The organism is Marinobacter sp. (assembly GCF_040882185.1).
GTDB lineage: Bacteria > Pseudomonadota > Gammaproteobacteria > Pseudomonadales > Oleiphilaceae > Marinobacter.
Genome location: NZ_JBBEBW010000018.1, coordinates 1 through 23548 on the forward strand (window position 1 = coordinate 1; position 23548 = coordinate 23548).

Consider the following 23548-nt stretch of genomic DNA (forward strand, 5'->3'; position numbering starts at 1 on the left):
TTCTGGCGAATTCTGGTCAGGCGGATAAGATGGGGTTCGTGGACCGCTTACGAAAAATGTACTCGTTCGGGCCCGGTTTCTTGGTGCCGAGGGTGTGGCGGTTTATGTGGTTTTGCTGAAAGGCTCATTCGCAGAACGTTTCGCAGGACTGGAAAATGTGGCGACTATTGAGGTTCCTTCTCGCGGGGGGGATTTGAACATCTTTGTCATTGCAAACTACGTCAAGATACTCAAAGAGATACATCCTGACGTTGTTTTCGCTGCCTTGAAAAAAGACTGGTGGCTTGTTTCCTTTGCCTCGACGTTAGCGCGGGTTAGCCGGGTTGTCCTTTATCTTGGAATTGCGAGGAGGATGAAAAGCCCTATCAAGAATTTTATCGTTTTCAGGTTGATGAAAGCGGTTTTGATGGTAAACAGTGATTCATTAAAAGGTGACATGTTGAAATACCCGAAGTTGTTCGGACATCACAATGTGATCAGGGTCTACAACGGATTTGAGCGGCCCTCAGTTGAGGGTGAGTCACTGGATTTAAGGACTCGATTTGATCTCCCGCCGGAAACAGTACTGGTAGGGTGTGCCGGCCGCTTTAGCCCCCAGAAAGGTTTCGATTTATTACCCGATATCCTCTCTGCTCTTCCCAATCATGTGCACGTTGTCCACGCGGGTGATGGCGAGTACGAAGACACGATTAAGGCTGCTATTAACGCTCGGTCAGAATCGAAACGAATTCATTTTGTGGGTTACCAGAGCAACATGCAGGCTTTCTTCAGAAGCATCGATCTGTTTTTATTGTGTTCACGGAACGAAGGTATGGCGAATGTGCTCAATGAGGCAATGAGCTTTGGTATACCGGTGGTTTCGACTCGCGTCCCAGGCAGTGAAGAGCTTCTGGCCCATGGAAAATACGGCGTTCTGACTGACGTTAACGATGTGCAGGCTATGGCGGAAGGCATTAGATCTATCGTTATAGGGGAGAGAGTCTTTCAGTCGGCTGACCTCAGGCAGTGGATCGATCAGGAATTTGGTTTTCAAAAAATGATCCTGGAAACAAACAGACTTTTTTTCGAAACTGAATTGAAGTGATTGTCGTGCCAATAAGTATTGTCCTAATTTTCCGGCCGCGTGCTGGCCCTGGTATGAAGGATTTATTTTGCCGATAAAGTATAAGCTGAGATCGTTTTGGATTGATGCGCGCAATAGATTTCGATATGGCGCCCATGCCCCTCGATACGCTGAGCGAATTTGGATTCACCCTGAACAGTGTAAGCACTATATCGAAGCCGCGGATTTAGTAGCCCATTTCGGAGCCAGTGTCCGGCAGATGTCTGGCCGAGTTGTATCGACCTGGCCAGCCGCGCTTGAGCAACCTTTTGATAACCATTCCAAACTCTCCTACTGTTGGCCGCACTGGCTTGAGGGACAAAGTTGGACTGAGTCAGGTGCGATAGACTTCATGATGGGGAAAATCGCTATATCGCCTACTGGGGTCACTGATAAATGCCGCACTCTTCAAGATGTCGAGAAGCGATTTGACACCCTGGATGCGATGTGGTCAGAAATCAGTGCGCGGGGTAGTTTCCCCTCCCGACTGGAGTTTATTCCTGACAATTTCCGCGAAGTGGGTGGGATTCTAATGCATCTTGGGCCCGGCGGAGAGCCTGTATTTTCGGGCGCAGGTTGCCATCGTTTTGCCATGGCGATGATGCTTGATACTCCTTTCCCCGCGCAGTTGGGTATTATCCACATCTCGGCATTGGAGCATTTGCCCGCGTTGCGCAGGCCAAATCAGTAGTTTTTGTTGCGTTTCCAATCCAGCTTCCCAGCGGCGAACTCGTGGATAGGCGTATTAGCCTTTTTGCGCATTCTTTTCAGGTTGACTGAGAAAGGCCGACACTACGACATGGCTACCGAACGGCGCTAGCCATTCTGGTTTCACAGTGACAGGTAGGCGAGCAACGGTGTTGGATAGACCTTCAGCCAATCCGTTTACTGTACGCGGTGTGAGAAAGGTTTCGAGCTCCCCGCGAAACACGTCCTTTACACCCCCGCGGCTCTGCACCGACATGATTGGCGTGCCACACGCTAGTGCCTCAGTGAGGACAATCCCCAGCCCTTCATATTCGGACGCCAGAACAAACAGGTCCGCTTGTTTCATCCAGGGGTAAGGGTTAGTACGTTTGCCTGCGAACAGAACCCGGTGAGCGATGCCTAGCTCTCCCGCTTTTCTCTCCAGTGCACTTCTGAGATGGCCATCACCTACGATAACAAGCTGGTGGGGTATGTTCGCCTGGGCGAATGCTTGTAGTAGCAAGTCATGCCCTTTTTGCGGTACCAGACGGGCAACATTAATGAGGTAGGGTTCTTCAGGAATATCCAGGTCGTTTTGCGCGGCAAGTTCCCGTATCTGCTTCACCGGACATGGATTGGTAATCACTCGCATACTCTTTGGCTGGATATCACTGGTTGCGAAGGCTTCCTCTGCTGACTCCAGAACACCAGAAGACACACCGGCGAGATGCCGGCCATGAAACACCAGCTTCCATTCGAGTTTTTTCTGCCACATTGGACGGTCGTAATGCATCACGTTTTCAAGCACGTACACATTGCGATCGTCCCGGAATGACCAGAAATATTTGAAGGTTCCCAAGCCCCGGAATATGATCCGGTCAAACCGGCCGTAACGTTTTTCCAGCGAACGGATATGGCGCTTGAGCAACCAGCCGCTGAGCCAGCCTGTCCAGATAAAATGAGAGCGCCGGATCAAAACGCCGAGCAGCAACCGTGAAAGCAGAAACACCGGTATGCCAACAACCGATTTGAACAGTGCTTGCACCTGATCGTAATGATGAAGCCTGACATCCGGATGGCTGGGTTTGAGGTCGTTGGGTTTGGCTTTGCAGGAGAGCAAGTGGCTTTCGTGGCCCTCTCCTGCAAAGGCATCGGCGAGGTTGACTGCAACGCGCTCCATGCCGCCGAGTTTGAGGCTGTGGATGATGACCAGGGTTCTCACATTATAAATCCCTTTAAAGGCACGATAACTTTCTCAAACGGACGGAGTGATGCTGGTTTTGACAATCCCGTTGCCTGCCCAGTGGGTTCTGTCCGTTTTAACCGCTTTGCGAATGGCGCGATTTTTGGCCCATATCTCTGGCTTCGAATAGCCGCGGGCATGGTCCAGGTGCAGGCAGACGGTGCTGTAGCGCATCTGTACCGACTTGTGGCCATAGTTCCAGAGCCGCTCCCCCAGCTCACGGTCGAGCCCGCCGTATTGCATGTCTTCATTGAAGCCATTTACCGCCAGCAGGTCCTTGGTCCAGGTTGAGCTGTTCATGCCGTTCCAGCTGGCGGCGGCTGGTGTTATGGCATTCAGCAGAGATTTTTTCAGCGTTGAACGGGATAGCTTCCACAGTTTGTGACTCTTCGGTTGACCGTGGGCGATCAGCCAGTGGGTGTCGAACACATCTCCGTTGCGGATATCTTCTTCGGAGATCGCCTCGGAGACGGGCATGGTGAGTTTGATGTAGCCCCCGGACAGAAAATGGCCAGGCTGGGCTAGCCGTTTGTGGGTTGCAATAAAGTCTGGCTCAGGGATGCAATCGCCGTCGGTAAAAATCAGATAGTCGCAGTCAGTCTGTTGGATAGCTTGGTTGAGAATCTGACATTTTCGAAAGCCCTGATCTTCATGCCAGACGTGATCAATTTCGAGCACACCCCGTTCTCTGAAACTCTCGATAAGCGTCCGGGTTTCGTCGGTGGAGCCGTCATCGGCCACGATGGTGCGGAAGTGCTTTTCAGTCTGATTTTCATAGCCAGTCAGCACCTTGTGGAGCCACAAAGGGGAATTGTAAGTAGTGATCACAACACCAATACGCTGTGGGGACATTAATCAGACCTGAGTTCTGCAAATGGGACGACAGTTACTTTATTAGCTGCCCGGATTATACAGTTTTTGACTGGTTGCGCGCACGGGCACTTCGGGTAGCCCCTATAACTCCCTTCAATCGTTACTTGCACACCCTGCCGGGCTGGTAGGGTTGGGGCTCGCCGGTGGGTCGATGTCGAAAGCGTTTGTATTCCCACTGGTACTGTTCGGGTATTTCCCGTACACAATGTTCGATGGAAAGGTTGAGCGCGGTGGTGGCGACCACGGGGTCCGGGTCATTGATACCCGGTTCGCATTCGCGGATCACGAGCCTGAAACCTTCTCCGTCTTTCAGCCGTTGGGCGAATGTGACCAGAGCCGTGGCGCCAGATTTCTGCAGCAGTTTGGACACCAGCGTCATGGTGCGAACCTCAATTCCGAAGAAGGGTGCAAACGCAGCACCCTTGCCCCGGCTGGGGCTCTGGTCCGGCAAAATCCCGGTAACACCACCTTCCCGTAGCAGGGAAACTAGGCGCACCAGGCCACGGCGGTCGCCAGTAACCAATTCGGATCCGAGGCGGCCGCGAACCCTGATCATGTAGTCTTCGAATTCCTTGACCGGCGGTGGGCTATAAAGGGCCGCCATTTTGTATCGTGATGAAAAGTACAGCCCGGCGAGCTCCCAGTTGCCCAGGTGCGGCGCCAGAAGAACGAGGCCTTTACCGTCCTTCAGCGCCTGGTCCAGAAGCGATTCGCCGTCAATTTCACGGATCAGCCCGAGGCATCGCTCTACCTGCCATTCCCAGATCAGTGGGATTTCCATCATGGTTTGTCCGGTGTGACGAAGGCTGGAACGCGCCAGCGCCTGGCGCTGCGGATCATCCAGTTCGGGTAGACAAAGTTTCAGATTGATTTCGGTGACGGTTTTCGAGCGGCTCGGGAAAATCCACCCCAGGCTGCCCAGAAAACGGCCAAGCCGCTGAGCTCCCCGCAACGACAGTTTGCCAGCAAGTTTGAGGGCGAATTCCAGAAATGTAGCTTTTGACAGAGCCATAGAGTGGGCACGATTATCAGTTGTCAGGTTGAGCGCGAAGCTACCACCATAAGGGCCATGCGGCAAGATGACGGAATTGCTTCATAGCTTCTGGGAGACTTCCCAACTGTTACGCCGATCCCCCAGTTCCCATTCAATTCGAAGGTAAAAACGCTGGATGCGCCGGGCAATGTAACGTGCGCGCCATGCTGGCAGAATCGCAAGGGACTCAGGTATTAGCGGCGCGCCCAGTCCATCGACAAGAAAAAGCGTTAATTCCTCCTGATGGTCTGAAACCACCAGATTGTGAGGCAGCAGGTTGCGGGTCAGGATGCCGGTGGTGCTTAGCCATTCGCAAAAGCGCGTGACAGCCGCTCGCGTTGGCGCGCCAAAACCATAATGCTGAAGATGTGTTTCCAGAGTTATTGCGGGTTCGCCACTGCTGTCCAGAATCAATTGGCTCTCATTCGCAGGGCCCAGCGTAGTATTTCTGGTGCCATAAAATTTGGGTAGGTGGGCCCAGATCAGCGTTTCCTGTCGGGTTTCGAGCAGGTGCCGGATGACAGACTGTTGATGAGCGATCTGCTCCTGTCTATTGTCATTCAATCGCTCTTTACCCAACGTCTTTTTTAGCCAGGTTTGCCGTTGGAACCGGGCTTCAATGTTTTCTGGCCGGACAATTTTTAGGCAGTGCTGGGGGTCATCAGGATGCTGGAAGCAGTGCCGATTGCTCCCTGAAGCGAAGGGGACAGAGTGGGTCAGATCAATCATGAGGGTGCTGCTGCGCAGATTTTTCTGTGACTAATACCCGGTAAAACGTCTCAGTGGACAAGGCCATATTTGCTGCCGTGAACTGGGTTCTTGCTGTTCGGAAAGCCTTAGCCTGAAGTCCCCGTAGTTTATCCATATGATCTGCATGAGCTGATACAAGCTCGGCCAGGGCCTCGGGGGAAAAATTATCTGCGAGGCTTTTTGGAGGTAGCAGATCCAGCGATCCGTTCACCGGTGTTGAGATCACCGGACAGCCAGCCTGCAGGGCTTCGATAAGGACATAGGAGAAGCCTTCCCGGTCGGAGCTGATGATGCATCCGCAGGCATGACGAAGCCAGTCTCCAACATTGTTCTGATAGCCGGTCAGAGTCACGGTCTGTTCCAGGCTGTGAGCTCGAATCAGGGTCTCAAGAGCGCCGCGCTCGCTGCCATCGCCGATGATCGTCAGATGACCCTCGGGCCGGGCCAGGCCCCAGGCCCGAATTAACCGTTCAAAGCCCTTCACGGGCTCCAGGCGACCCACCGCAACCCAGTGGGGGCCAGGGCCAGTAAACGGTGACGGTGCAGTAGCTAACGGAGCATTAGGTGACCGTCGCGGATCAGTGTGCTCAGCAGTGCCGTTGTAGATGAGTTTTTTACGAGGATGCTCAAGGCGCTCATGGATAGCCCGGTTGACTGAAATAATGCCATCCATTCGACTGTAGCCCCGATGTGACGATTTGACGCCATGAACAGTGCCAACACGTGAAGCCGTCACTGACGCTTTTATCTCGCCCAGCAGGTATGCAGCTTTGTAACCCTGAGCGTGGTGGATGCCAGCTTTGAGGGACTTCAGTACGTTAGAGAGGCGGAATTTAAGCCAGGGGTTTCGACGGCTCAGATGAAAGGGCAGTGGGTGAAAGTGAAGCGGCGTGTTAAAACGCGTCCTGTAAGCTTCATGAGCCAGGATGTGGAGGGTGTGGCCGCGGCGGATCAAAACTTCAGCCAGATTGAGCGTGTGGGTTTCCATACCGCCCCACGTAGTGCCCGGTGTAGCGATGATCAACGCTATTGTGAGCGGTTGATCGATCATCAAACAGTTCCGAGTCTCGCTGCCAATACCGAATGATAGAGTCGCAGGGTAGTTTCAGTCTGGGCTTCGAGTCGAAAACGCCAGGGGATATCAATAGTATGGTCGGTGGCGGCTAGCAGTCGCAGCGCGGTTTTAGCGAAAGCAGCGGTGTCATCCGGCGTGACGAGCCCCACGGGGAAGCAGGCCCGTAAGGTTTCAGCGGCCCCGCCCCGATCAAAGGCGACGACGGGGGTGCCAGAGGCCAATGCTTCGGTCACCGTTCGGCCAAAGGGCTCGGGTTTCGTTGACATATGGCAGACCAGGCTGGCGATCAGGTAGAGATTGCCCATATCGTTTCGCTGCCCCAGGAAGCTGACCGTTTCCCCCAGGTCCAGCTCTTTGCGGCGTTGTTCCAGTTCTGTCATGAAATGGTCTTTGCCGGGTTCAACGCCGCCAACCACGATGCCATGGCAATCCGGGTTTTGTTGCCGGATCAGCGCCATCATCTCCAGAAAATTAAGCTGGCCTTTCCATCGGGAAATACGCCCGGGCATCATGATGAGGCGCTTGCCCTTTAACTGGGGATTGGCGTTCAACAGCTCATCCCGCCATGCCGTGTCCAGTTTGCGCTCGCGAAAGCCGTCAACGTCGACGCCACGCTGAATCACGGTGAGCTGCTCCGGTGCGACCTTGAAATTATTGAGAACATAGTTGCGAACACAGTCAGAGACAGCAATGACATGATCGGCTTTTGCCATGATGGCGCTGTAGGCATTGACCGAATACATACCGTGAAACGTTGATACCAGGGCGGGTCGGTCAACACGGGGAAGGCCTTTGCAGGCTAGCCAGGTTATCCAGGCGGGCATGCGGGAGCGAACATGCACGATGTCGGGTTTGATATCCCTTAACAGGTCCCGCATGGGCAGGATCTGGCCAAAAGAGGCGGGGGATTTTCGATGTACTGGCAGTTTGATGTGCCGGGAGCCCCTTTGCACCAGTTGCTCGACCATCGGGCCGCCGTTTGAGACCACGAACGAGTCGTGGCCCTGTCTGACGAGGTCTGACGCAAATTCCACGGTGCCACGTTCTACGCCGCCACTGTATAGCGCTGGTAAGACCTGCAGGATTTTCATCGACGTTTTCCCGCCGGAAATAGCTTTATCAACCATCGGGCCGCGCGGTCCGCTTCCCATAGCGCGGGGGAGGGCTTTCTGTGGGTATCCATGACAGCGGAATGGTCTTTGTAGGCTGCCACCCGCCCACGCTCGACGAGCGCCGCTACGCTGTTGGCAACACGGCTGTTCGGGCAGGCGGTAAGTTCAAATACGCCTGTTGGCAAACCCGCAGTCACAGCTTCGAATACCATCGAGTTGCTGTCAGGTGTAACCCATGTCGCCCGTGAGGCCGCCAAGGTGTGAGGCAGCCAGTCATTATGGGTCTGGGTGGCGTCAACCACAGTGACCTTTGGCCCGGCAAGTCCGACAATGCGTTGTTGCAACACTTCGGGGGTTCGTCGGGACCCACTGATGGTCCAGCGCCAGTCAGGGTAGGTCTTGAGTAAATGCATAAGCTGGTTGAAAACCAGATCGTCATCCCAGTTGTAATGGCGTGACGGGCCACCGATCAATACCAGGGCTTCCGGTTTGTCGGTGAGACGGGCCATCGGTGAAAGAGTGTTGATGACGCCTTCTGTAATCAGGGTCGTCTTTGAGGGCTTGGCGCGATCGTGTTCCGGGATAATCGCAGCGTCGACCCAGCTCAAGGGGAAGGCGGGCCTCATCAGAACCACGGTTCTGGTTTTGCGTTTTCGGCGCAGAGCCAGCAATAGGCGATGGGTAGACGTGCCAGCGCCAAGAATCAGGTTGGGGGCAGGAAGGTCAGGGTCTGGATTTGGTGCACTACCGAGCAAGGCTCGCCACAGAGGGGTTTTGATCTGGGTTGTATCAATCCAGTGTATGCTTGCACCACTCAAGACCCGTAGGCGGTTACCCAGGCCTTTGAGCTGGTTGTAATGCCCCGGTTTGTCGTCTGTCAGCAGCCAGATCACCGGTGCTGATGGCAAGCCTGATTTTGTCCTGCTCATGTAGGTGTGGTCCGGTAAAGGTCAGGATCGGTCCGGGACGGACGGGTTTTAAAGCGTCGGTGCATCCAGAGATACTGATCCGGATGGCGCCGGATTTCCTGCTCAATGGTCTGGTTTACCAAGGTCGCGTCTGCCATGTCGTCCCCTGAGGGGAAGTTTTCCAGCGGCGGATGAAAATGCAGGTTGTAGCCGACCCGGTTCTCGCTCCTGAAATGACTGAACGGGATAACCGCGCATCTGCTATGAGCTACAATTCTGGCGGTGGCGGTGATGCTGGCTGCAGGCACATTAAAAAATGGGGCAAAAACGGCGCCCTTGCGTCCATAATCCTGATCCGTCGCATACCAGACGATCCGGTTTGCCTTAAGTCGTTTTAACAGACCTCGCAGATCTTTGCTGCCCAGAACGACACCGTACCTCCGCTCCCGAGCCCGGGTCATAACCGCGTTCATTAGCGGGTTATTGTGGTCGCGCTGCATAACATCGGCTTCGATAAACAACGTGACGAGGCTACCTCCCAGGTCCAGAGTACTGTAGTGCCCCCCCAGCAAAAGTATGCCCTTACCTTTTGCCAGGGCCGTGTTGATATGTTCTATTCCGCTTACTGTGGTGAGATTTTTAAGGGCTTCCGGTTCACGGAACCAGGCAGCGCCAATTTCCATTGCGCCGATGCCGTTGGCGCGGAAGGATTTACGCACCAGAGCCTGTCGCTCTTCGACCGTCAGTTCAGGGAAACATAGATGGATGTTGGTTTCGGTGATATGACGCCGGTTTTCCAATGTTCGAAACGCCAGCTCGCCCAACCACGTACCCAAGCGCCACTGGACCTCCATGGGAAACTTGGCCACAAGCCTCATCAGGCCGACACTGGCCCAGGTCGTCCACCAACGCGGGTGTCGATAATGACGATAGTCCATGTCTCTGGTTTTCTTCCTGGGTTTGCTCACGGGGGCAGTCCGTCCTGTCATAAGGCGTAATTCGCAAGAATAAAGCGGAATGTCTCGTCAAACCGGTAGTTTAGCAGTGTAAGTACGCCAAATATAAGTTCGGACCAGTCAGTCAGAATGCGGAGCGAGCTCGGGGGCCAGGAAACAAGCGAAATTCCGGGGGTTTCTGTAGAATGTCGCCCGACCATCCAGTCCAGTCCGGAGCAATGATGCTGCATTATCTGTATTCACTTTTTTTTCGGCTGGCGTTGCCTTTTGTGCTTATCCGTCTTTGGTGGCAGGGCCGCCAGTCTCCGGAAATCTGGCACCACTGGCAACAGCGTCTGGGGTACGTGGCCCGTTCACCTGAGCCCGTGATCTGGGTACACGCTGTCTCGGTCGGTGAAACGATCGCCGCAGCGCCGCTGGTCAAGGCGTTATTGCGCCGTAATCCGGCGGTGCCAATTCTGATGACTGCGATGACTGTAACCGGTTCTGAACGCGCCAAAGCGATGTTTGGGGATCAGGTTCATTATGCGTTTTCGCCCTATGATACGCCGGGCTCGGTGAAACGTTTTGTTGATCGGATTAACCCCAAGGCGCTGGTGATCATGGAGACAGAGCTCTGGCCCAACATGATAGCGCTGACTCACAGCCGCAACGTGCCTATTTTTTTAATCAATGCCCGACTTTCGTCCCGCTCTGCCCGAGGCTATAGCAGGGTAGGTAGCCTTGTGAAGCCGCTGTTGGAGAGTATCAGTTGGGTAGCCGCCCAGGCCGATGGAGACGCCCAACGTTTCATGAAAATAGGGGCAAAACCTGAAACGGTTTCGGTCACCGGCAGTATCAAATTTGATGTCGAAATTTCCCGCTCGCTACGGGACGAAGCTGCTGTGCTCAGGGCAACGCTGGGTGGAGAGCGCCGGCCAATCTGGATAGCCGCCAGCACCCATATTGGTGAAGACGAACAGATCCTCAGTGCCCATCAAAAACTGCTGGCTGGCGATCCAACTACTCTGCTCATTATTGTGCCCCGCCATCCGGACCGCTTTGACGACGTTGCAGCCTTGGTAAACTCTAAGGGGCTCAGTTTGGCAAGGCGCTCCCTCGGTGATGGGGGCAGCAACGCTCAGGTTTATCTCGGTGACACTATGGGCGAACTGCTGATGCTCTACGGTGTCTCCGATGTGGCTTTCGTTGGGGGGTCATTGATCGAACGCGGCGGACACAACCCACTAGAGCCCGCGGCCTGGGGTAGGCCGGTGCTTTCAGGACCACACGTCTTCAATTTTGAAACAATCTATGCCCAGCTTAAAGCGGGAAACGGCCTGTTTATCACCGATACGCAAGAGGAGCTTGCGGAGCGAGTGGCCGCCCTGTTGAATGACCTGGAGATGGCCCGAGCAGTGGGAGCCTGGGCTCTGGCAGTGGTAGATGCCAACCGCGGGGCGTTGGAGAAGGTGGTAAGCGGCATCACCGACCGGACGTGAGACGGGTAAACCAAGAAATGAGCCTGTATCCACATCAGTGGCTACAGGCTTGGTCTCAGTCCAGCGTCGGGTCTTCGAGGGTTTCCTGCTCATTGGCGAGAGCTTCAATGCCGGGAGCTGTGGCACTCAGCCAGGTATTGAGGTCAATCAGATCCTGGGGGCTGAGCGTTCCCGCCGCCTGTTTAAGGCTCAGAGTATTTATGACGTAGTCGTAGCGGGCGTTGGCGAAGTCCCGCAGGGCAACGTAGTAGTTACGCTCAGCGTCCAGAACTTCAACGATGTTTCGGGTGCCCACGTCATACCCGGCCCGGGTTGCATCGAGGGCACTGCGGCGGGAGATGATGCTTTGCTCCAGCGCGGACGCGGACTCAATGTTGGTATTGACGGTGCGGAACAGGCTGCGGGTATTCACCCGGACGTCACGACGCACGGTGAACAGAGACTGTTCTGCTACATCAACCAGTGAGCGCTGTTGGCGAACGCCTGCCTGGATGCCGCCTCCGGCGTAAAGTGGAACGTTAATAGATAAGCTGATCACGCCTTCAGTGGTAGTCCCGTCTGAAGAGCGCTGGCCGGGTACGATGACGCCAGAGTTGTCGGAAAGACCGTCAATTTTTGTGTCGCCGTAGGAGGCGTTCAAATCAAGTGTCGGGTAGTGTTCTGCCTTGGCTGCTTTCAGCGTGGACTCGCTGGCCTCCAGTTCAAAAAGGGCCGACTGGATTTGCCAGTTTTGACCGATAGCAAGTTCTTCCCAGTCATCCGGATTCATGGGCACCGGGCGCATCAGCGGAAATTCGCGCTCCAGGTTTTCCAGACTTTCGGTATATTCACCGGTCAGACGCGCCAGTTGCTCCCGGGCAATATCCAGGTCGCTTTCTGCCGCGATGCGAAGACTTTTGCTGTCGTCATAGCTGGCCCTGGCTTCGTAGACTTCCGTAATGGCAATCAAACCGACATCGTAACGCTCACGGGCCTGCTCATACTGACGCTGAATGGCGGATTCGGTGGCTCTGGCGGTGGTGAGCGTGTCACTTGCTCTCAACACGTTAAAGTACGCTTCCGCCACATCCAGTATCAGTTGTTGCTGAGCCAGGTTGTATTCCGCTCTGGCGGCTTCGCTCTGGATCTGGCTGGTCTGGAAATTGAACCAGGCATCCGCCCGAAATAAAGGTTGCGTCAGCTCAACACCGTACTGATAGCTTTTATAGGAGACGTCCTGGCCGGGCCCGTCACTGTCAATATGGCTGGCATCGCCAAAGGCGCCGATCTGCGGCAGCAACGTGCTGCGGCTGACGTCAATATTGGCCTGCTGAGCTTCAAAAGTGGCGCGGGCAGACGCTATGCCGGAGTCGTAAGAAAGCGCTTTCTCATAGGTTTCTACCAGATCCATGGCCAGAACAGGGTGGGCTGACAAGGCAGCGATCACCGCTGAGAGTATGCGTTTTTTCATAAAAACTCCTGAGGACATGAATGCGATCGGCTGTTCAAAAAGGGGCGGCAGTCATTATGGACAATAATCATTGCGATCTCTACACTTGCAGAAGGCATCGAATATCGGGAGTACTGGATGGAGGTCGTTCTGGCGCCACCCTTTTCGACAGGTGCCTGTTCAAGCGTCTTGACGGGGTGCTGGCCTTTGGCTGGCTGAGATTGCATCGCAGAACCCGCGAACCTGATCCGGTTAGTACCGGCGTAGGGATTTGAGACCAGACCGACGTACCCGCTGGTAAAGTAACGGCGGCCGCTCGCTCTCCGTCATACGCGACCTGACAATAACCCAAACAGGGGCGCAAACATGACGATACCCAGCTATCTCAGCGATGCCGCAACCGTTGATTCGGCAGCCATACAACCTTTACCCAACTCCCGCAAGATCTACGTGACCGGCAGCCGCCCGGATCTGAAAGTGCCCATGAGGGAAATTACCGTCAGTGATACGCCAACGGAAATGGGCGGTGAAAAAAACGCACCAGTCACCGTTTACGATACTTCCGGCCCTTACAGCGACCCTGCTGCACAGATCGATTTGCGCAAAGGCCTGGCACCGATTCGTGATCGTTGGATCGAAGAGCGGGGCGATACCGGGCGGCTGGCGGACTACAGCTCCGAATTCACCCGCCGTCGTTTGAAAGACCCGTTGCTCGACCCCCTGCGCTTTATGGATGAGCGTAAACCCCGGCGGGCACTGCCCGGCAAAAATGTGAGCCAGATGCATTATGCCCGCCTGGGCATTATCACTCCCGAGATGGAATATATTGCGATACGGGAAAATATGAAGCTGCAAGAAGCCCGATCTGAAGGACTTGTTGACCAACAGCACCCGGGGCAGTCATTCGGTGCGTCGTTACCCTCAGAGATAACGCCACAATTTGTGCGGGAGGAAGTCGCCCGCGGCCGCGCCATCATTCCTGCCAATATCAACCACCCGGAAACGGAGCCGATGATCATTGGTCGCAACTTTCTGATAAAAATTAATGGCAACATCGGCAACTCGGCCGTCAGTTCGTCCATTGAAGAAGAAGTGGAAAAACTCACCTGGGGCATTCGCTGGGGCTCCGACACCGTGATGGATCTGTCGACAGGCAAAAACATCCACGAGACCCGGGAGTGGATTATCCGCAACTCTCCAGTTCCCATTGGCACCGTGCCCATCTATCAGGCACTGGAGAAAGTTGGCGGTGCAGCGGAAGACCTGACCTGGGAAATCTTTCGGGACACCTTGATAGAACAAGCCGAGCAGGGCGTGGATTATTTCACCATACACGCTGGCGTGCGTCTGCATCATGTGCCCATGACTGCGAAGCGGGTGACAGGCATCGTGTCTCGGGGCGGCTCCATCATGGCCAAGTGGTGTCTGGCGCATCATCAGGAAAGCTTTTTGTACACCCATTTCGAAGACATCTGCGAAATCATGAAGGCCTACGATGTGTCATTCAGCCTGGGGGACGGCTTGCGCCCCGGCTCTATTGCAGATGCTAACGACGCTGCTCAGTTTGGCGAGTTGGAAACTCTGGGAGAGCTCACGAAAATTGCCTGGAAACACGATGTGCAGGTAATGATTGAGGGGCCCGGCCATGTGCCGATGCACCTGATCAAGGAAAATATGGACAAGCAGTTGGACTGCTGTGACGAGGCGCCGTTCTATACCCTCGGCCCACTCACCACAGACATCGCGCCCGGCTATGACCACATTACCTCGGGCATCGGCGCTGCGATGATCGGCTGGTTTGGTTGCGCCATGCTTTGTTACGTTACGCCTAAGGAACACTTGGGCCTGCCGAACAAGGATGATGTCAAAACCGGCATTATCACCTACAAGATTGCTGCCCACGCCGCAGATCTCGCCAAGGGCCACCCCGGTGCCCAGATTCGTGATAATGCTCTGTCCAAGGCACGTTTCGAGTTTCGCTGGGAAGACCAGTTCAACCTGGCTCTGGACCCGGATACCGCCCGTTCATTCCACGACGAAACCCTGCCGAAGGATTCTGCCAAGGTTGCGCACTTCTGTTCCATGTGCGGGCCCAAGTTCTGCTCCATGCAGATATCCCAGGAGGTTCGGGATTATGCCAAAGAGCATGGTCTGGACGAGGTTTCAGCGGTAGACGCCGGTATGCAGGAAAAGTCTCAGGAGTTCCTGGCGTCCGGGTCGCGGCTTTACGATAAGGTCTGAGGCAAAACCTTTATGGCCTAACATCCCCGGTGTAAGAGCGATGGAGGAGGCTCCGTGCAGAAAACGACTCGAGACGTCCCTGTGCGTCTCGGGCTCCGCCATCCATGGCTCCGCACGTTTCTGCACAGAGCCTCCTCCATCCCTCGTTCGAACTTTCGGATGTCTTTAAAGGAGGGCTACCAGAGAACAATTAAGCGTAAGTCTGTGGGAAAGCTGCTTTTCGTATAACGGTAGCGCTTTATCGGTGTGCTGGCGCCGCAGTTCGCTGGGGTCAGGCGGTAGGCGGCGTCGTAGCCGTACTGCCAGTCGGCGCCCTCGCCCTGCCTTTGGCTCACACGTCCGTTGCTGTCATAGCCATAGCTGAACTGCGTGCCCCGGCTGTCGCCAAACTGCTGGCTACTGGTTTGGCCTGCTGCGTTATACGCCGTGCTGGCGTTGCCGCCGGGGTAGTTCATGCCGATCATCTGGCCGGCGCTGTCATAACTGAAACTGTAGCTGCCCGCCGGGGTGTCCAGAGCCGTAATCTGGCCCCGGGCATTGCGGGTCAAGTCCTGGGCTTCGCCGGCATTACTTATTCGCAAAATATCCCAATCTTTTCAATCTATTTAAATACTTTACCTTGAAAACAAAAAGACCTGGAAACATTGACAAAAAATATAAAACCATCAGATAGACCATATAGAACATGCTTTCATTAAACTCCAGCCGCCATTCGTCAAAAAGTAAGAATGGGGTAAAAATCGGGACCATGAGAAACACCCCAAATATAAGATATACAGAAATAACAATCGGTATTCTTATAAGCCCTCTGAACTTAGAAAAGAATTCGAGAGCTTTTGCATAAGCCACAAACCCGGCAACTATAATCACCGAAAACACAGAAAAAAAGATGAAGGGTTCAATCCACGACATATTAAAACTGCTGCCCTGCCAGCTCACCAGCACCAACAGAGGCGCCCTCTATGACTGATCCAACTGTCTTACCGGGAGCATTACTAATCCCTGGAGAACTCAATGGCTTACCAATAATATCAAATCGGTAAGGTCCGACACCTTTGCTGGCGAAGTCGGGCTTCATGCCTTCTATGACTTCTCCGCCACTGTAGTCAGCAGGGTTGTGCACCGTCTCTCCCATAATCAAAATCGGGATGTAGGCTTCGTCCGGCACGATTGCATTGCCAGTATCCCGGCCGTTCCACTTCAAAACGACTCGCTCGCCGACAGCATTGTCCGGCACGGTGGTCTCAAGCCGTCTTACTTTGTCGCCGTCTGGGGTTTTGATAATCACTGCGAGCGTACCGGCCTCATTCGGGATTATGGGAATCTCGAAGTGCTCGCCATTGGATGGGTTGAATGCAGGTCTGTCATACTCTGCGATTGTGACTGCGGCCACGAGTGGGGGGCATACAGCGAGATAGAAAATGATTAAACGGGCTACCATTGTGAAACCTTTAGTTCGCGTAAATCGGTGATTGTTTCCGGTATAGGTACCGCTACGGCACTGTCAGAACCGTTTTTACACATCAGCTTTGATTGACCAGCCTCTCTCCGGATAAAAAACACTGCTCCGCTGGCGGATACAGCGGGGTAGAGGTCGATACCGGGTCCATCGGTCAGGCGGCTTGTTCGGCTCTCTGAAAGGTCATGAGTCCAAATCGCGTAGTTGCCATCGCCGTTGGAGCTGAAGTAAATGCGATTGGCTACCTCCGAATACACAGCCTGTTTCGAGATGCTGTTCAACAGGGTGAGTTGCCGGGAATTGGCGCTGGTCAGATCTTTGGACCACACCTCCTGGATAATTCGCCCGCAGGATTCCACGCAAGTAACGTTCGAAAAGAAGAGGGTGGACTTTGTTGCAAACGGCTCGAACTGAGCCGACCGTTGTGTCGATACAGATGTAAAAATCTGGCTGTCCAGCTCAAGCTGAATAATATCGGTGTCCTGACTGTTGCCGTCCTTCATCTCAACGAAATAGGCAGTCTCACCATTCGGATTGAGCGCAGGCTGAGTAAAGGAGGAATGGCCTTCAGGTTTGGAGATCGGATGACCACTGGTGGCGTTTGAGAGATAGATGCCATCATCAATCCCGACATAAAGAAACGTGGTAGTGTCAGGATGGTAAGCAAATGATCTTGGTTCAACTGCTAGATCTATTGTTCTGAGTTCTTTCTTGTTCTCAGCGATATAAATCTGCCAACGATCACCTTCGTACCCCATAAAAGCCAAGTCTTTGGGGTATGAGTCACAGTTAGACGCACTGACATCAGGGTTAAGTAAAATTGCTAAGGTTGTTCAGGCACTTCACGGGATCTTGTGCGCATGAATCGAGTCGGGCCAGTGCAGAGACGCTAAGTTCATTCTCTGTGGCTAAGGGGAGGCCCAGGCTCCGCCAAGCGACATACCCATGTGGGTCCATAATGGCTGAGTTCTCCACGCCGTGGTGCATGAGTTTCCTCGCCACCTCGTACCCGCGAAAATCCTTCAGGCAATAGCTAATGACGAGATCCGCACCCTTTAGCGCTACCACAGACTTGTCGTTGATGTCGCGAAGCTTGATATTGATGGCGCCTGGAATATGACTTTCCTCAAACTCTTGCGTTTCTCGGGTATCCACGAAAATAACCTTTCGGCCTGCTGCGATAGACGACAAGATATCTGCCACTTGCACAGTCTCTACGTGGTTTTTCTCTCTCAACGCAATGTCGCCTGCGCCGCCAGCAGACGACCATTCGCAATCGGCTGAAATATTGGCCAAAGCTCCGTCCAGCGCCCGGGACATTTGCACCGGGCCATCTTCTTGCTTGACGGATTGGTAAAGCGTGTCAAAGAACTGGCCATAACAGGTAGCTGGCACGTACTGTTGGTCAAAGCGAGCCTGAAGTGTCCGATAAGCCTGTTCAACTATTCGTGGTGCTTCGTCGCCTTCGAATGACCAGGTTGCGCTCTCCATGCCATGAACAATTTCCCCCATTCGGATCAGCGCGGAATCAGGTTCTTCAACCCGGTCGAGTAGCTTTTCAAATCCGGAGGAATGCTTATCTCTCGTATAGGGGCTGTTGGGGGTAGCAAAAGGGGTATCGACTTCAAGCCGCGAACCGGCAGGACGAATGACGATGTCTGCATTTGCATCGATATGGGTGCGTATCAACCATACGGACGCCCAAGAGTCAGGCTCGAGGCTTTGCCAGGTACCATAAACTTCTCCGCCAAACGAATCGATTAGGGAAGCATACGAAAAAGTTGCAATGAGAAGGGCAGATAAGGCTAATCCATGCCAGAGTTTCATGTTTAATCCCTTAAACTTTTGTAAACGAAGCCGTCATGGCTTGATGTGCCCACTTAGTTAACATATTTTAATTATTTTTGTAATCTAGCAGGAGTAACTGTTTTACTCAAATCCTTACTTCAAGAAATAATGTAACCGTGTGAAAGCATCCACAGAAATGCCAGAAAGGCTTCATTCAGGTTTGTTTCTTCTATAGTTGGCGGTCTCCATTGTTCCGGTACTGAGAAGTGGCTCCTAATCGCTGCCTCGCCGAGCTCGAACGCTGGGGCTGTGCTTGCAGTTGTCCCGCCGTTCCGGCTATCGTTCATAATCGAATTCACAACCGGATCTGAAATGACCGAGCCGTTCCAGTTTAAAGCTACCGACGTCAACATCGACAAACGCGAAACCGTCTATCAGGGCTTCTTCCGCATGGACAAGCTCTGGCTGAGCCATAAGCGGTTTGATGGCCAGGATATGCCCGTGTTTACCCGTGAGCTCTTTATCCGGGGAGATGCCACCTGCGTATTGCCCTACGATCCGCGGCGGGATGAGGTGGTCTTACTTGAACAGTTTCGGCCCGGCGCGATGGAACGTGACCAGTCGCCGTGGCTGCTTGAACTGGTCGCGGGTATGAACGAGCCTGGTGAAACCCCGGAAGACGTGGCCCAGCGGGAGGGAGACGAAGAGGCTGGACTGAGTTTCAGCGTGCTTGAACTCATCTGTAATTATCTGGTTTCCCCTGGGGGCACCACAGAAATGATTCATCTGTTCTGCGGCTGTGTAAGCACTGAATCGGCTGGCGGGCTATTTGGTGTCGAGCATGAGCATGAAGATATCCGGGCGCATATTTTTTCCGCTGATGAGGCGATTTCAATGATTGCTGATGGGCGCATCAACAATGCGGCGGCGATTATTGGCTTGCAGTGGCTGCAACTGAATCGCCAGCGCTTGCAGCAGGAGTGGCATGAGAGTGTGTGAGTGGGCGATCAAGCGTAAGCGTTATGTTCCGGACCTGCGGCGACTCGGGGCTTTATGCGAAGGTAATTACATGAGGATTTGCCGGTTGCGGCAACTCGAAGCCGGAGGCAAGCCGATTTCGGAGTTTGAGCTGCACCGGGGAGAGGAATATTTTGGTAGGGTTCGGCTCAAGTTGTTGCAGGAAGCCCGGTTCACGGAAACGGTGCTGTTTGAGCAGATTCACAACGCCGGTAAGTGGCTTAACAATCCACAACTCACAGTACGTATATACCACGATGCCTCCATGGCGGAAGTGATCAGTTGCTATCGCGATCGCCAGATTGCGGCGGTCAACGATTACCCCAACCGTTACATGCATCACCCGGATGAGAAAGTGCAGGTGAATAATTTCCTCGCTGACTGGCTTGATTTTTGTCTGCAGTTTGGCCATTTGCCACTCGCTCTGTCCAATTGGCCGTCTGCCGATAATGTGGACGAAGGTTGAATGCCTACCGTCCACTGTCTGAGGTATAGTCCTCACACTCAGGTCAAGCACCCGTCATACTGTGATGATGATTCTGGAAACCCTTCCTGAATAGCACTACTCTCCGCTCAGGTATGGTCGAGACAGCCGATTTAAGATGATAAACACCGAACAAACCTCCCCGTTTCGAGTAATGCAGCTAACTGACCCTCACTTGATGGCTGAGCCGTCAGGTGAGCTTCTGGGTGTTAATGCCCGGGATAGTCTGGATGCCGTTATCGCGTTGGCGTTACGGAATTTGGTCGCGCCAGATTTGATTCTTGCGACCGGAGATCTGGCGCAGGATGGCAGCGAGCAGGCTTATCGTGTGTTCGCTGACAAGCTTCAGGTTTTCGATTGCCCCTCAGTATGGCTGCCAGGCAATCACGATCACGTTCAGGTGCTTCAGCAGGTAATTGCCGGTACGGGCCAGGGCCGGCGCCAGGTAATCGCGGGCGGTTGGCAGTTTATCCAGTTGGATACCTCGGTGCCTGGCAAGGTACATGGAGAGTTGCTGGCGGAAGAGCTCGAGTTCCTGAACGCTTCGCTCGTGGCTCATCCTGCATTGCCTGCGATGGTAACCCTCCATCATCACCCGGTGGATATCGGGTGTGACTGGATGGCGGATATAGGCCTGCGCAATCGGGAAGCATTCTGGCAGGTGATAGACCGGTTTCCGCAAGTTAAAATCGTACTCTGGGGTCACATCCACCAGGAGTTCGACGAGATGCGTCATAACGTTCGACTGTTGGCGACCCCTTCTACCTGCATCCAATTCGAGAGTGGGTCACGCGACTTCTCGGTTGAAGAAAAGGCGCCAGGTTATCGCTGGTTCGATCTTTATCCCTCGGGTGATTTTGAAACCGGCGTTTGCCGGGCGGTGGAGTTTGAATACGACCTCGATTCCAGCAGCGCCGGATATTGATCGCTAAAAAAGGAGTCCACGGTTTGCAGGGTTCCTGTTCCGCCATACTGTCGTTTTTCAGTGTTCCTTGCCATCCCGGCGCCATCGGTTAAACTGCCCGAAAACCAGGTAAGGATTCAACGATGAGCGATATTCCCGCAGACGTTAAGTACATTGAGACCCACCAATGGGTACGGTTGGCTGAGGACGGCACCGCCACAGTGGGTATTACTGATTTTGCCCAGGATCAGTTGGGCGACTTGGTCTATATCGGTGTGCCGGACGTCGGCGCGACGGTTACCGGGGGTGAAGAGGCCGGTGTGGCGGAGTCCGTAAAATCAGCATCCGATGTATTCAGTCCGGTGACCGGTGAGGTGCTCGAAGTTAACGAGAGCCTTGAAGATGAGCCCGAGAAAGTTAACGAAGATCCCTACGGCGACGGTTGGCTATTCAAAGTCAAACTGGCGGACCCGGGAGAACTCGCCAGTCTGATGGACGCCGAGGCGTATGCCGCGCACGTGGCCGCCGAAGAATAGTTCCTGATTCTGTACAAACCTGCGGCAACATGAACCGGGTGTTCCTGTCCCGTGTATGACCCGTTTTCTTCTTTGTGTTCTCATGGATGGCTGTTATGAAGTTTCCGGTACTGTATTTGCGAAAAGGCGCAGAGCGCCGTCTGCGAGCAGGGCATCTTTGGGTATACAGCAACGAAGTGGATACCCGGCGTTCGCCGTTGACCGAATTTGAAGCTGGCAGCCAGGCTGAACTGAGATCTTCGGTGGATAAGCCGCTGGGAACGGTATTTGTTAACCCCCATACCCTGATCTGTGCGCGGCTGATCAGCCGTGACGCCTCCCACGGTATGACCGCCCAACGTTTGACCCATCGCATGGAAATGGCCCTGAGTCTGAGAGAGCGGCTATTCTCTGAACCGTTTTATCGTTGGGTATTCGGCGACGGTGACGGTCTTTCCGGCCTGGTGATCGACCGGTTTGACCAGGTTGTGGTGGTACAGATATCTACCGCTGGCATGGAGACCATGAAGGATGCCATCGTACGTGGGGTACAGCGGCTGGTGCATGACGCCATTGTAGTGTTGAAAAATGATGGCAAGATGCGTCAGGTGGAAGGTCTTGCCAGTTATACGGAACAGATGAACGGTGCAACTGTTGACGCTCTGCAGGTTCGCGAGAATGGTGTGAATTTTGAAGTACCCCTCGCTGGCGGACAAAAGACCGGCTGGTTCTACGATCACCGAATGAACCGTCAGCGTTTGCAAGCCTATGCCCAGGGCAAGCGGGTGCTGGATGTGTTCAGTTACGTCGGCGGTTGGGGGATTCAGGCGGCATGCGCGGGCGCGGCCCACGTGTCGTGTCTCGATAGCTCCGCCCAGGCGCTGGACGCCGTACACCATAACGCCGGACTTAACGGGTTGGATAACGTCGAAACGCTGGAAGGTGACGCCTTCGAAGCGTTGAAGGTGCTGTGCGATGAGAAAGAAAAGTACGATATTGTCGTGCTGGACCCGCCAGCGTTAATTCCCCGTCGTCGCGACCAGAAGGCCGGTGAGCAAGCATACGCACGACTGAATCAATTGGCTTTGCGGCTTCTGGATCGGGATGGCCTGCTGGTTTCGGCCTCCTGCTCAATGCATCTTTCTCAGGAAAAGCTGGTGGACATCATCCGCGGCAGCGGTCGTAAGATTGATCGTTTTGTTCAGCTTCTGGAGCAAGGTCATCAGGCGCCCGACCACCCTATTGTGCCCGGCATACCTGAGACAGATTACATCAAGTCCTGTTTCGTGCGCTCACTCACGGGATTCCTCTGAGTCCAGAGGCCCCAGAGCCTGCTCCTTTGTGTTTACCTGGTCAGCAGGCACATTACTCTGAGCAGATTCTTCGAGTTGGGGGGGAGGGCTCAAAGCGGCTATGAGTACGTTGAGCTCGTCCCGGGTAAGCGTGATACCGTCCACAGTCTGATTGTTGCCAGCGTCCGCATGCTGATTCAACCGCTCTGCCAGTGCTGAAAACCGGTTTTCCAGCGTGTTATCGGATTCTGCCTCACGGGCGTCTGGCATCAGTGCTGTTAGCCATCGAGTCTGTAACGCGTCGACCTGACTGGCCATTTCAGTGAAATCGGTTTTTGCGAAAGGTGCGTGCCATACGGGCATCCCATTTCTGTCTTCACCTCCCGGATTGTTTTGCCAGGCCGAGAGTCTGGGCTCAATCAACGTTTCAAGTGCTCTAGCAATGGCCTGTCTTGCGAGCGCCTTATTGTCGGCGAGCAGGGTAAGGTCTCTCATCAGAGTCTCCAATCCGGCTGCTGGACAGTGCACCCTGGCATCGCGGCTCAGGCGATGAGCTATGAGTCTGAGTAACTCGGCTCTACGGGCATGGGAATCGACCTTGTCTTCCGCGACACTCTCCTTTTGGACGTAAAGCTTTGCGCGCTCTTCAGTACCTTGGTCAGCACTTCCCCAGAGCATGGTTTCAAGTGGGTGAAACCCGAGCGTGAGGTAAAGAAAGTCTGTCGATTGGTGCTCTGACCGCAAGAAATCCGGTGTCAGCGGTACTTCTGAATAGACGATGCCACTGCGAGGATAGCCGGGTACGCGATCCAGGTAGCCAGAGAGCATCGGAAAGGCATCCTGGGTATCCCGATCCTCCTCGATATGGGGTGGTTCTCGTTCGGCCAGATTATAGGCCACCATAAGCCTTGCATAGGACTGGTGAGCCTGACGCCACTGGGCGCGCGCCTCTGATAGCGTCTCGGGGTTGGGGGAGTTCAGGAAGGTCGTAATGTTGGTTTTGAGTCCTTCCGCAGAGTCACATACCGTAGTACTCAACGCATCAACCTGGTCGCGAATAACCGCCGGGATTTCTGCGTTCGGAAAGGTCTGGCCAGCGTTCTGATTTTCCGGCTCAGGCGGCTCGCCGCAGGCGGTAAGTAAAAATAATGCTGGTAAAAACGTGATCCGGAAAACCTGCGCCCACATAGGAAAACTCC

The 23548-nt window shown here is 54.2% G+C and carries 23 protein-coding genes, 1 pseudogene and 1 riboswitch; of the genes and pseudogenes, 10 read left to right on the plus strand and 14 right to left on the minus strand.

Annotated features, from left to right (window positions below):
* Positions 1–82 precede the first annotated feature (82 nt).
* The 3 genes and pseudogenes from WEB64_RS10095 to WEB64_RS10105 form a co-directional block, all read left to right on the plus strand.
* Positions 83–322 (plus strand): annotated as a pseudogene (locus WEB64_RS10095) (glycosyltransferase); the annotation flags it as partial.
* 30 nt (positions 323–352) lie between these two features.
* The gene (locus WEB64_RS10100; RefSeq protein ID WP_368061558.1) at positions 353–1084 is read left to right on the plus strand and encodes a glycosyltransferase; all 732 of its coding nucleotides are present in this window, start codon (positions 353–355) and stop codon (positions 1082–1084) included.
* 370 nt (positions 1085–1454) lie between these two features.
* Positions 1455–1793, plus strand: coding sequence for a hypothetical protein (locus WEB64_RS10105; RefSeq protein ID WP_368061555.1), 339 nt, complete (start codon positions 1455–1457; stop codon positions 1791–1793).
* Positions 1794–1847: 54 nt separating this feature from the next.
* Here WEB64_RS10105 and WEB64_RS10110 read toward each other — a convergent pair whose 3' ends face one another.
* The 8 genes from WEB64_RS10110 to lpxL form a co-directional block, all read right to left on the minus strand.
* Entirely contained in the window at positions 1848–3011 is a 1164-nt protein-coding gene (locus WEB64_RS10110; RefSeq protein WP_368061554.1) for a glycosyltransferase, read from the minus strand.
* A 33-nt stretch (positions 3012–3044) separates the two neighbouring features.
* Positions 3045–3884 (minus strand): glycosyltransferase family 2 protein, encoded by an 840-nt coding sequence (locus WEB64_RS10115; protein WP_368061553.1) that lies wholly within the window; start codon positions 3882–3884, stop codon positions 3045–3047.
* Between the two features lie 121 nt (positions 3885–4005).
* Positions 4006–4917 (minus strand): lysophospholipid acyltransferase family protein, encoded by a 912-nt coding sequence (locus WEB64_RS10120; protein WP_368061552.1) that lies wholly within the window; start codon positions 4915–4917, stop codon positions 4006–4008.
* An 81-nt stretch (positions 4918–4998) separates the two neighbouring features.
* Positions 4999–5667 (minus strand): YrbL family protein, encoded by a 669-nt coding sequence (locus tag WEB64_RS10125; protein ID WP_368061551.1) that lies wholly within the window; start codon positions 5665–5667, stop codon positions 4999–5001.
* Positions 5660–6739 (minus strand): glycosyltransferase, encoded by a 1080-nt coding sequence (locus WEB64_RS10130; protein WP_368061550.1) that lies wholly within the window; start codon positions 6737–6739, stop codon positions 5660–5662. Before WEB64_RS10130 ends, WEB64_RS10125 begins: the two co-directional genes overlap by 8 nt.
* A complete protein-coding gene (locus WEB64_RS10135; protein ID WP_368061549.1) occupies positions 6739–7854 on the minus strand; it encodes a glycosyltransferase family 4 protein in 1116 nt (371 codons plus the stop codon). Before WEB64_RS10135 ends, WEB64_RS10130 begins: the two co-directional genes overlap by 1 nt.
* Positions 7851–8804 carry a mitochondrial fission ELM1 family protein gene (locus WEB64_RS10140; RefSeq protein ID WP_368061548.1) on the minus strand — a complete coding sequence of 318 codons (954 nt, stop codon included), beginning with the start codon at positions 8802–8804 and terminating at the stop codon, positions 7851–7853. The genes WEB64_RS10135 and WEB64_RS10140 overlap by 4 nt, the downstream gene beginning before the upstream one ends.
* Complete coding sequence (gene lpxL / locus WEB64_RS10145; RefSeq protein ID WP_368061547.1) at positions 8801–9751, minus strand: LpxL/LpxP family Kdo(2)-lipid IV(A) lauroyl/palmitoleoyl acyltransferase; 951 nt, start codon at positions 9749–9751, stop codon at positions 8801–8803. The genes WEB64_RS10140 and lpxL overlap by 4 nt, the downstream gene beginning before the upstream one ends.
* Positions 9752–9960: 209 nt before the next feature.
* On the opposite strand from lpxL, the gene waaA reads away from it, so the two are divergent.
* The gene (gene waaA / locus WEB64_RS10150; RefSeq protein ID WP_368061546.1) at positions 9961–11220 is read left to right on the plus strand and encodes a lipid IV(A) 3-deoxy-D-manno-octulosonic acid transferase; all 1260 of its coding nucleotides are present in this window, start codon (positions 9961–9963) and stop codon (positions 11218–11220) included.
* 55 nt (positions 11221–11275) lie between these two features.
* On the opposite strand, the gene WEB64_RS10155 is transcribed toward waaA, so the two are convergent.
* Positions 11276–12670 carry a TolC family outer membrane protein gene (locus WEB64_RS10155; protein ID WP_368061545.1) on the minus strand — a complete coding sequence of 465 codons (1395 nt, stop codon included), beginning with the start codon at positions 12668–12670 and terminating at the stop codon, positions 11276–11278.
* Positions 12671–12832: 162 nt separating this feature from the next.
* A riboswitch (TPP riboswitch) is annotated at positions 12833–12937 on the plus strand.
* A gap of 78 nt (positions 12938–13015) precedes the next feature.
* On the opposite strand from WEB64_RS10155, the gene thiC reads away from it, so the two are divergent.
* Positions 13016–14890 carry a phosphomethylpyrimidine synthase ThiC gene (gene thiC / locus WEB64_RS10160; protein WP_368061544.1) on the plus strand — a complete coding sequence of 625 codons (1875 nt, stop codon included), beginning with the start codon at positions 13016–13018 and terminating at the stop codon, positions 14888–14890.
* 176 nt (positions 14891–15066) lie between these two features.
* Here the strand turns inward: thiC and WEB64_RS10165 are convergent, their stop codons facing one another.
* From WEB64_RS10165 to WEB64_RS10180, 4 genes are all read right to left on the minus strand, one after another.
* On the minus strand, positions 15067–15471 hold the full coding sequence (locus WEB64_RS10165) for a hypothetical protein (protein ID WP_368061543.1): 405 nt from the start codon (positions 15469–15471) through the stop codon (positions 15067–15069).
* A 332-nt stretch (positions 15472–15803) separates the two neighbouring features.
* Positions 15804–16331: a hypothetical protein gene (locus tag WEB64_RS10170; RefSeq protein ID WP_368061542.1), complete on the minus strand. Its 528-nt coding sequence runs from the start codon at positions 16329–16331 to the stop codon at positions 15804–15806.
* Positions 16325–17107, minus strand: a complete 783-nt coding sequence (locus WEB64_RS10175; RefSeq protein WP_368061541.1) for a TolB family protein — start codon at positions 17105–17107, stop codon at positions 16325–16327. The genes WEB64_RS10170 and WEB64_RS10175 overlap by 7 nt, the downstream gene beginning before the upstream one ends.
* Before the next feature lie 52 nt (positions 17108–17159).
* The gene (locus WEB64_RS10180; protein WP_368061540.1) at positions 17160–18176 is read right to left on the minus strand and encodes a chromate resistance protein ChrB domain-containing protein; all 1017 of its coding nucleotides are present in this window, start codon (positions 18174–18176) and stop codon (positions 17160–17162) included.
* Positions 18177–18509: 333 nt separating this feature from the next.
* Here WEB64_RS10180 and WEB64_RS10185 point away from each other — a divergent pair, with 333 nt between their 5' ends.
* The 5 genes from WEB64_RS10185 to WEB64_RS10205 all read left to right on the plus strand — a co-directional run bounded on the left by WEB64_RS10185 (position 18510) and on the right by WEB64_RS10205 (position 22370).
* Positions 18510–19136 (plus strand): NUDIX domain-containing protein, encoded by a 627-nt coding sequence (locus WEB64_RS10185; protein ID WP_368061539.1) that lies wholly within the window; start codon positions 18510–18512, stop codon positions 19134–19136.
* Complete coding sequence (locus tag WEB64_RS10190) at positions 19129–19620, plus strand: DUF1249 domain-containing protein (protein WP_368061557.1); 492 nt, start codon at positions 19129–19131, stop codon at positions 19618–19620. The genes WEB64_RS10185 and WEB64_RS10190 overlap by 8 nt, the downstream gene beginning before the upstream one ends.
* A gap of 136 nt (positions 19621–19756) precedes the next feature.
* Complete coding sequence (gene cpdA, locus WEB64_RS10195) at positions 19757–20563, plus strand: 3',5'-cyclic-AMP phosphodiesterase (protein WP_368061538.1); 807 nt, start codon at positions 19757–19759, stop codon at positions 20561–20563.
* A gap of 122 nt (positions 20564–20685) precedes the next feature.
* Positions 20686–21078, plus strand: a complete 393-nt coding sequence (gene gcvH, locus WEB64_RS10200; protein ID WP_368061537.1) for a glycine cleavage system protein GcvH — start codon at positions 20686–20688, stop codon at positions 21076–21078.
* Between the two features lie 95 nt (positions 21079–21173).
* Complete coding sequence (locus tag WEB64_RS10205) at positions 21174–22370, plus strand: class I SAM-dependent rRNA methyltransferase (protein WP_368061536.1); 1197 nt, start codon at positions 21174–21176, stop codon at positions 22368–22370.
* Here the strand turns inward: WEB64_RS10205 and WEB64_RS10210 are convergent.
* Positions 22350–23537 (minus strand): imelysin family protein, encoded by a 1188-nt coding sequence (locus tag WEB64_RS10210; RefSeq protein WP_368061535.1) that lies wholly within the window; start codon positions 23535–23537, stop codon positions 22350–22352. The two genes, WEB64_RS10205 and WEB64_RS10210, sit on opposite strands and share 21 nt — an antisense overlap.
* Positions 23538–23548: the final 11 nt, after the last annotated feature.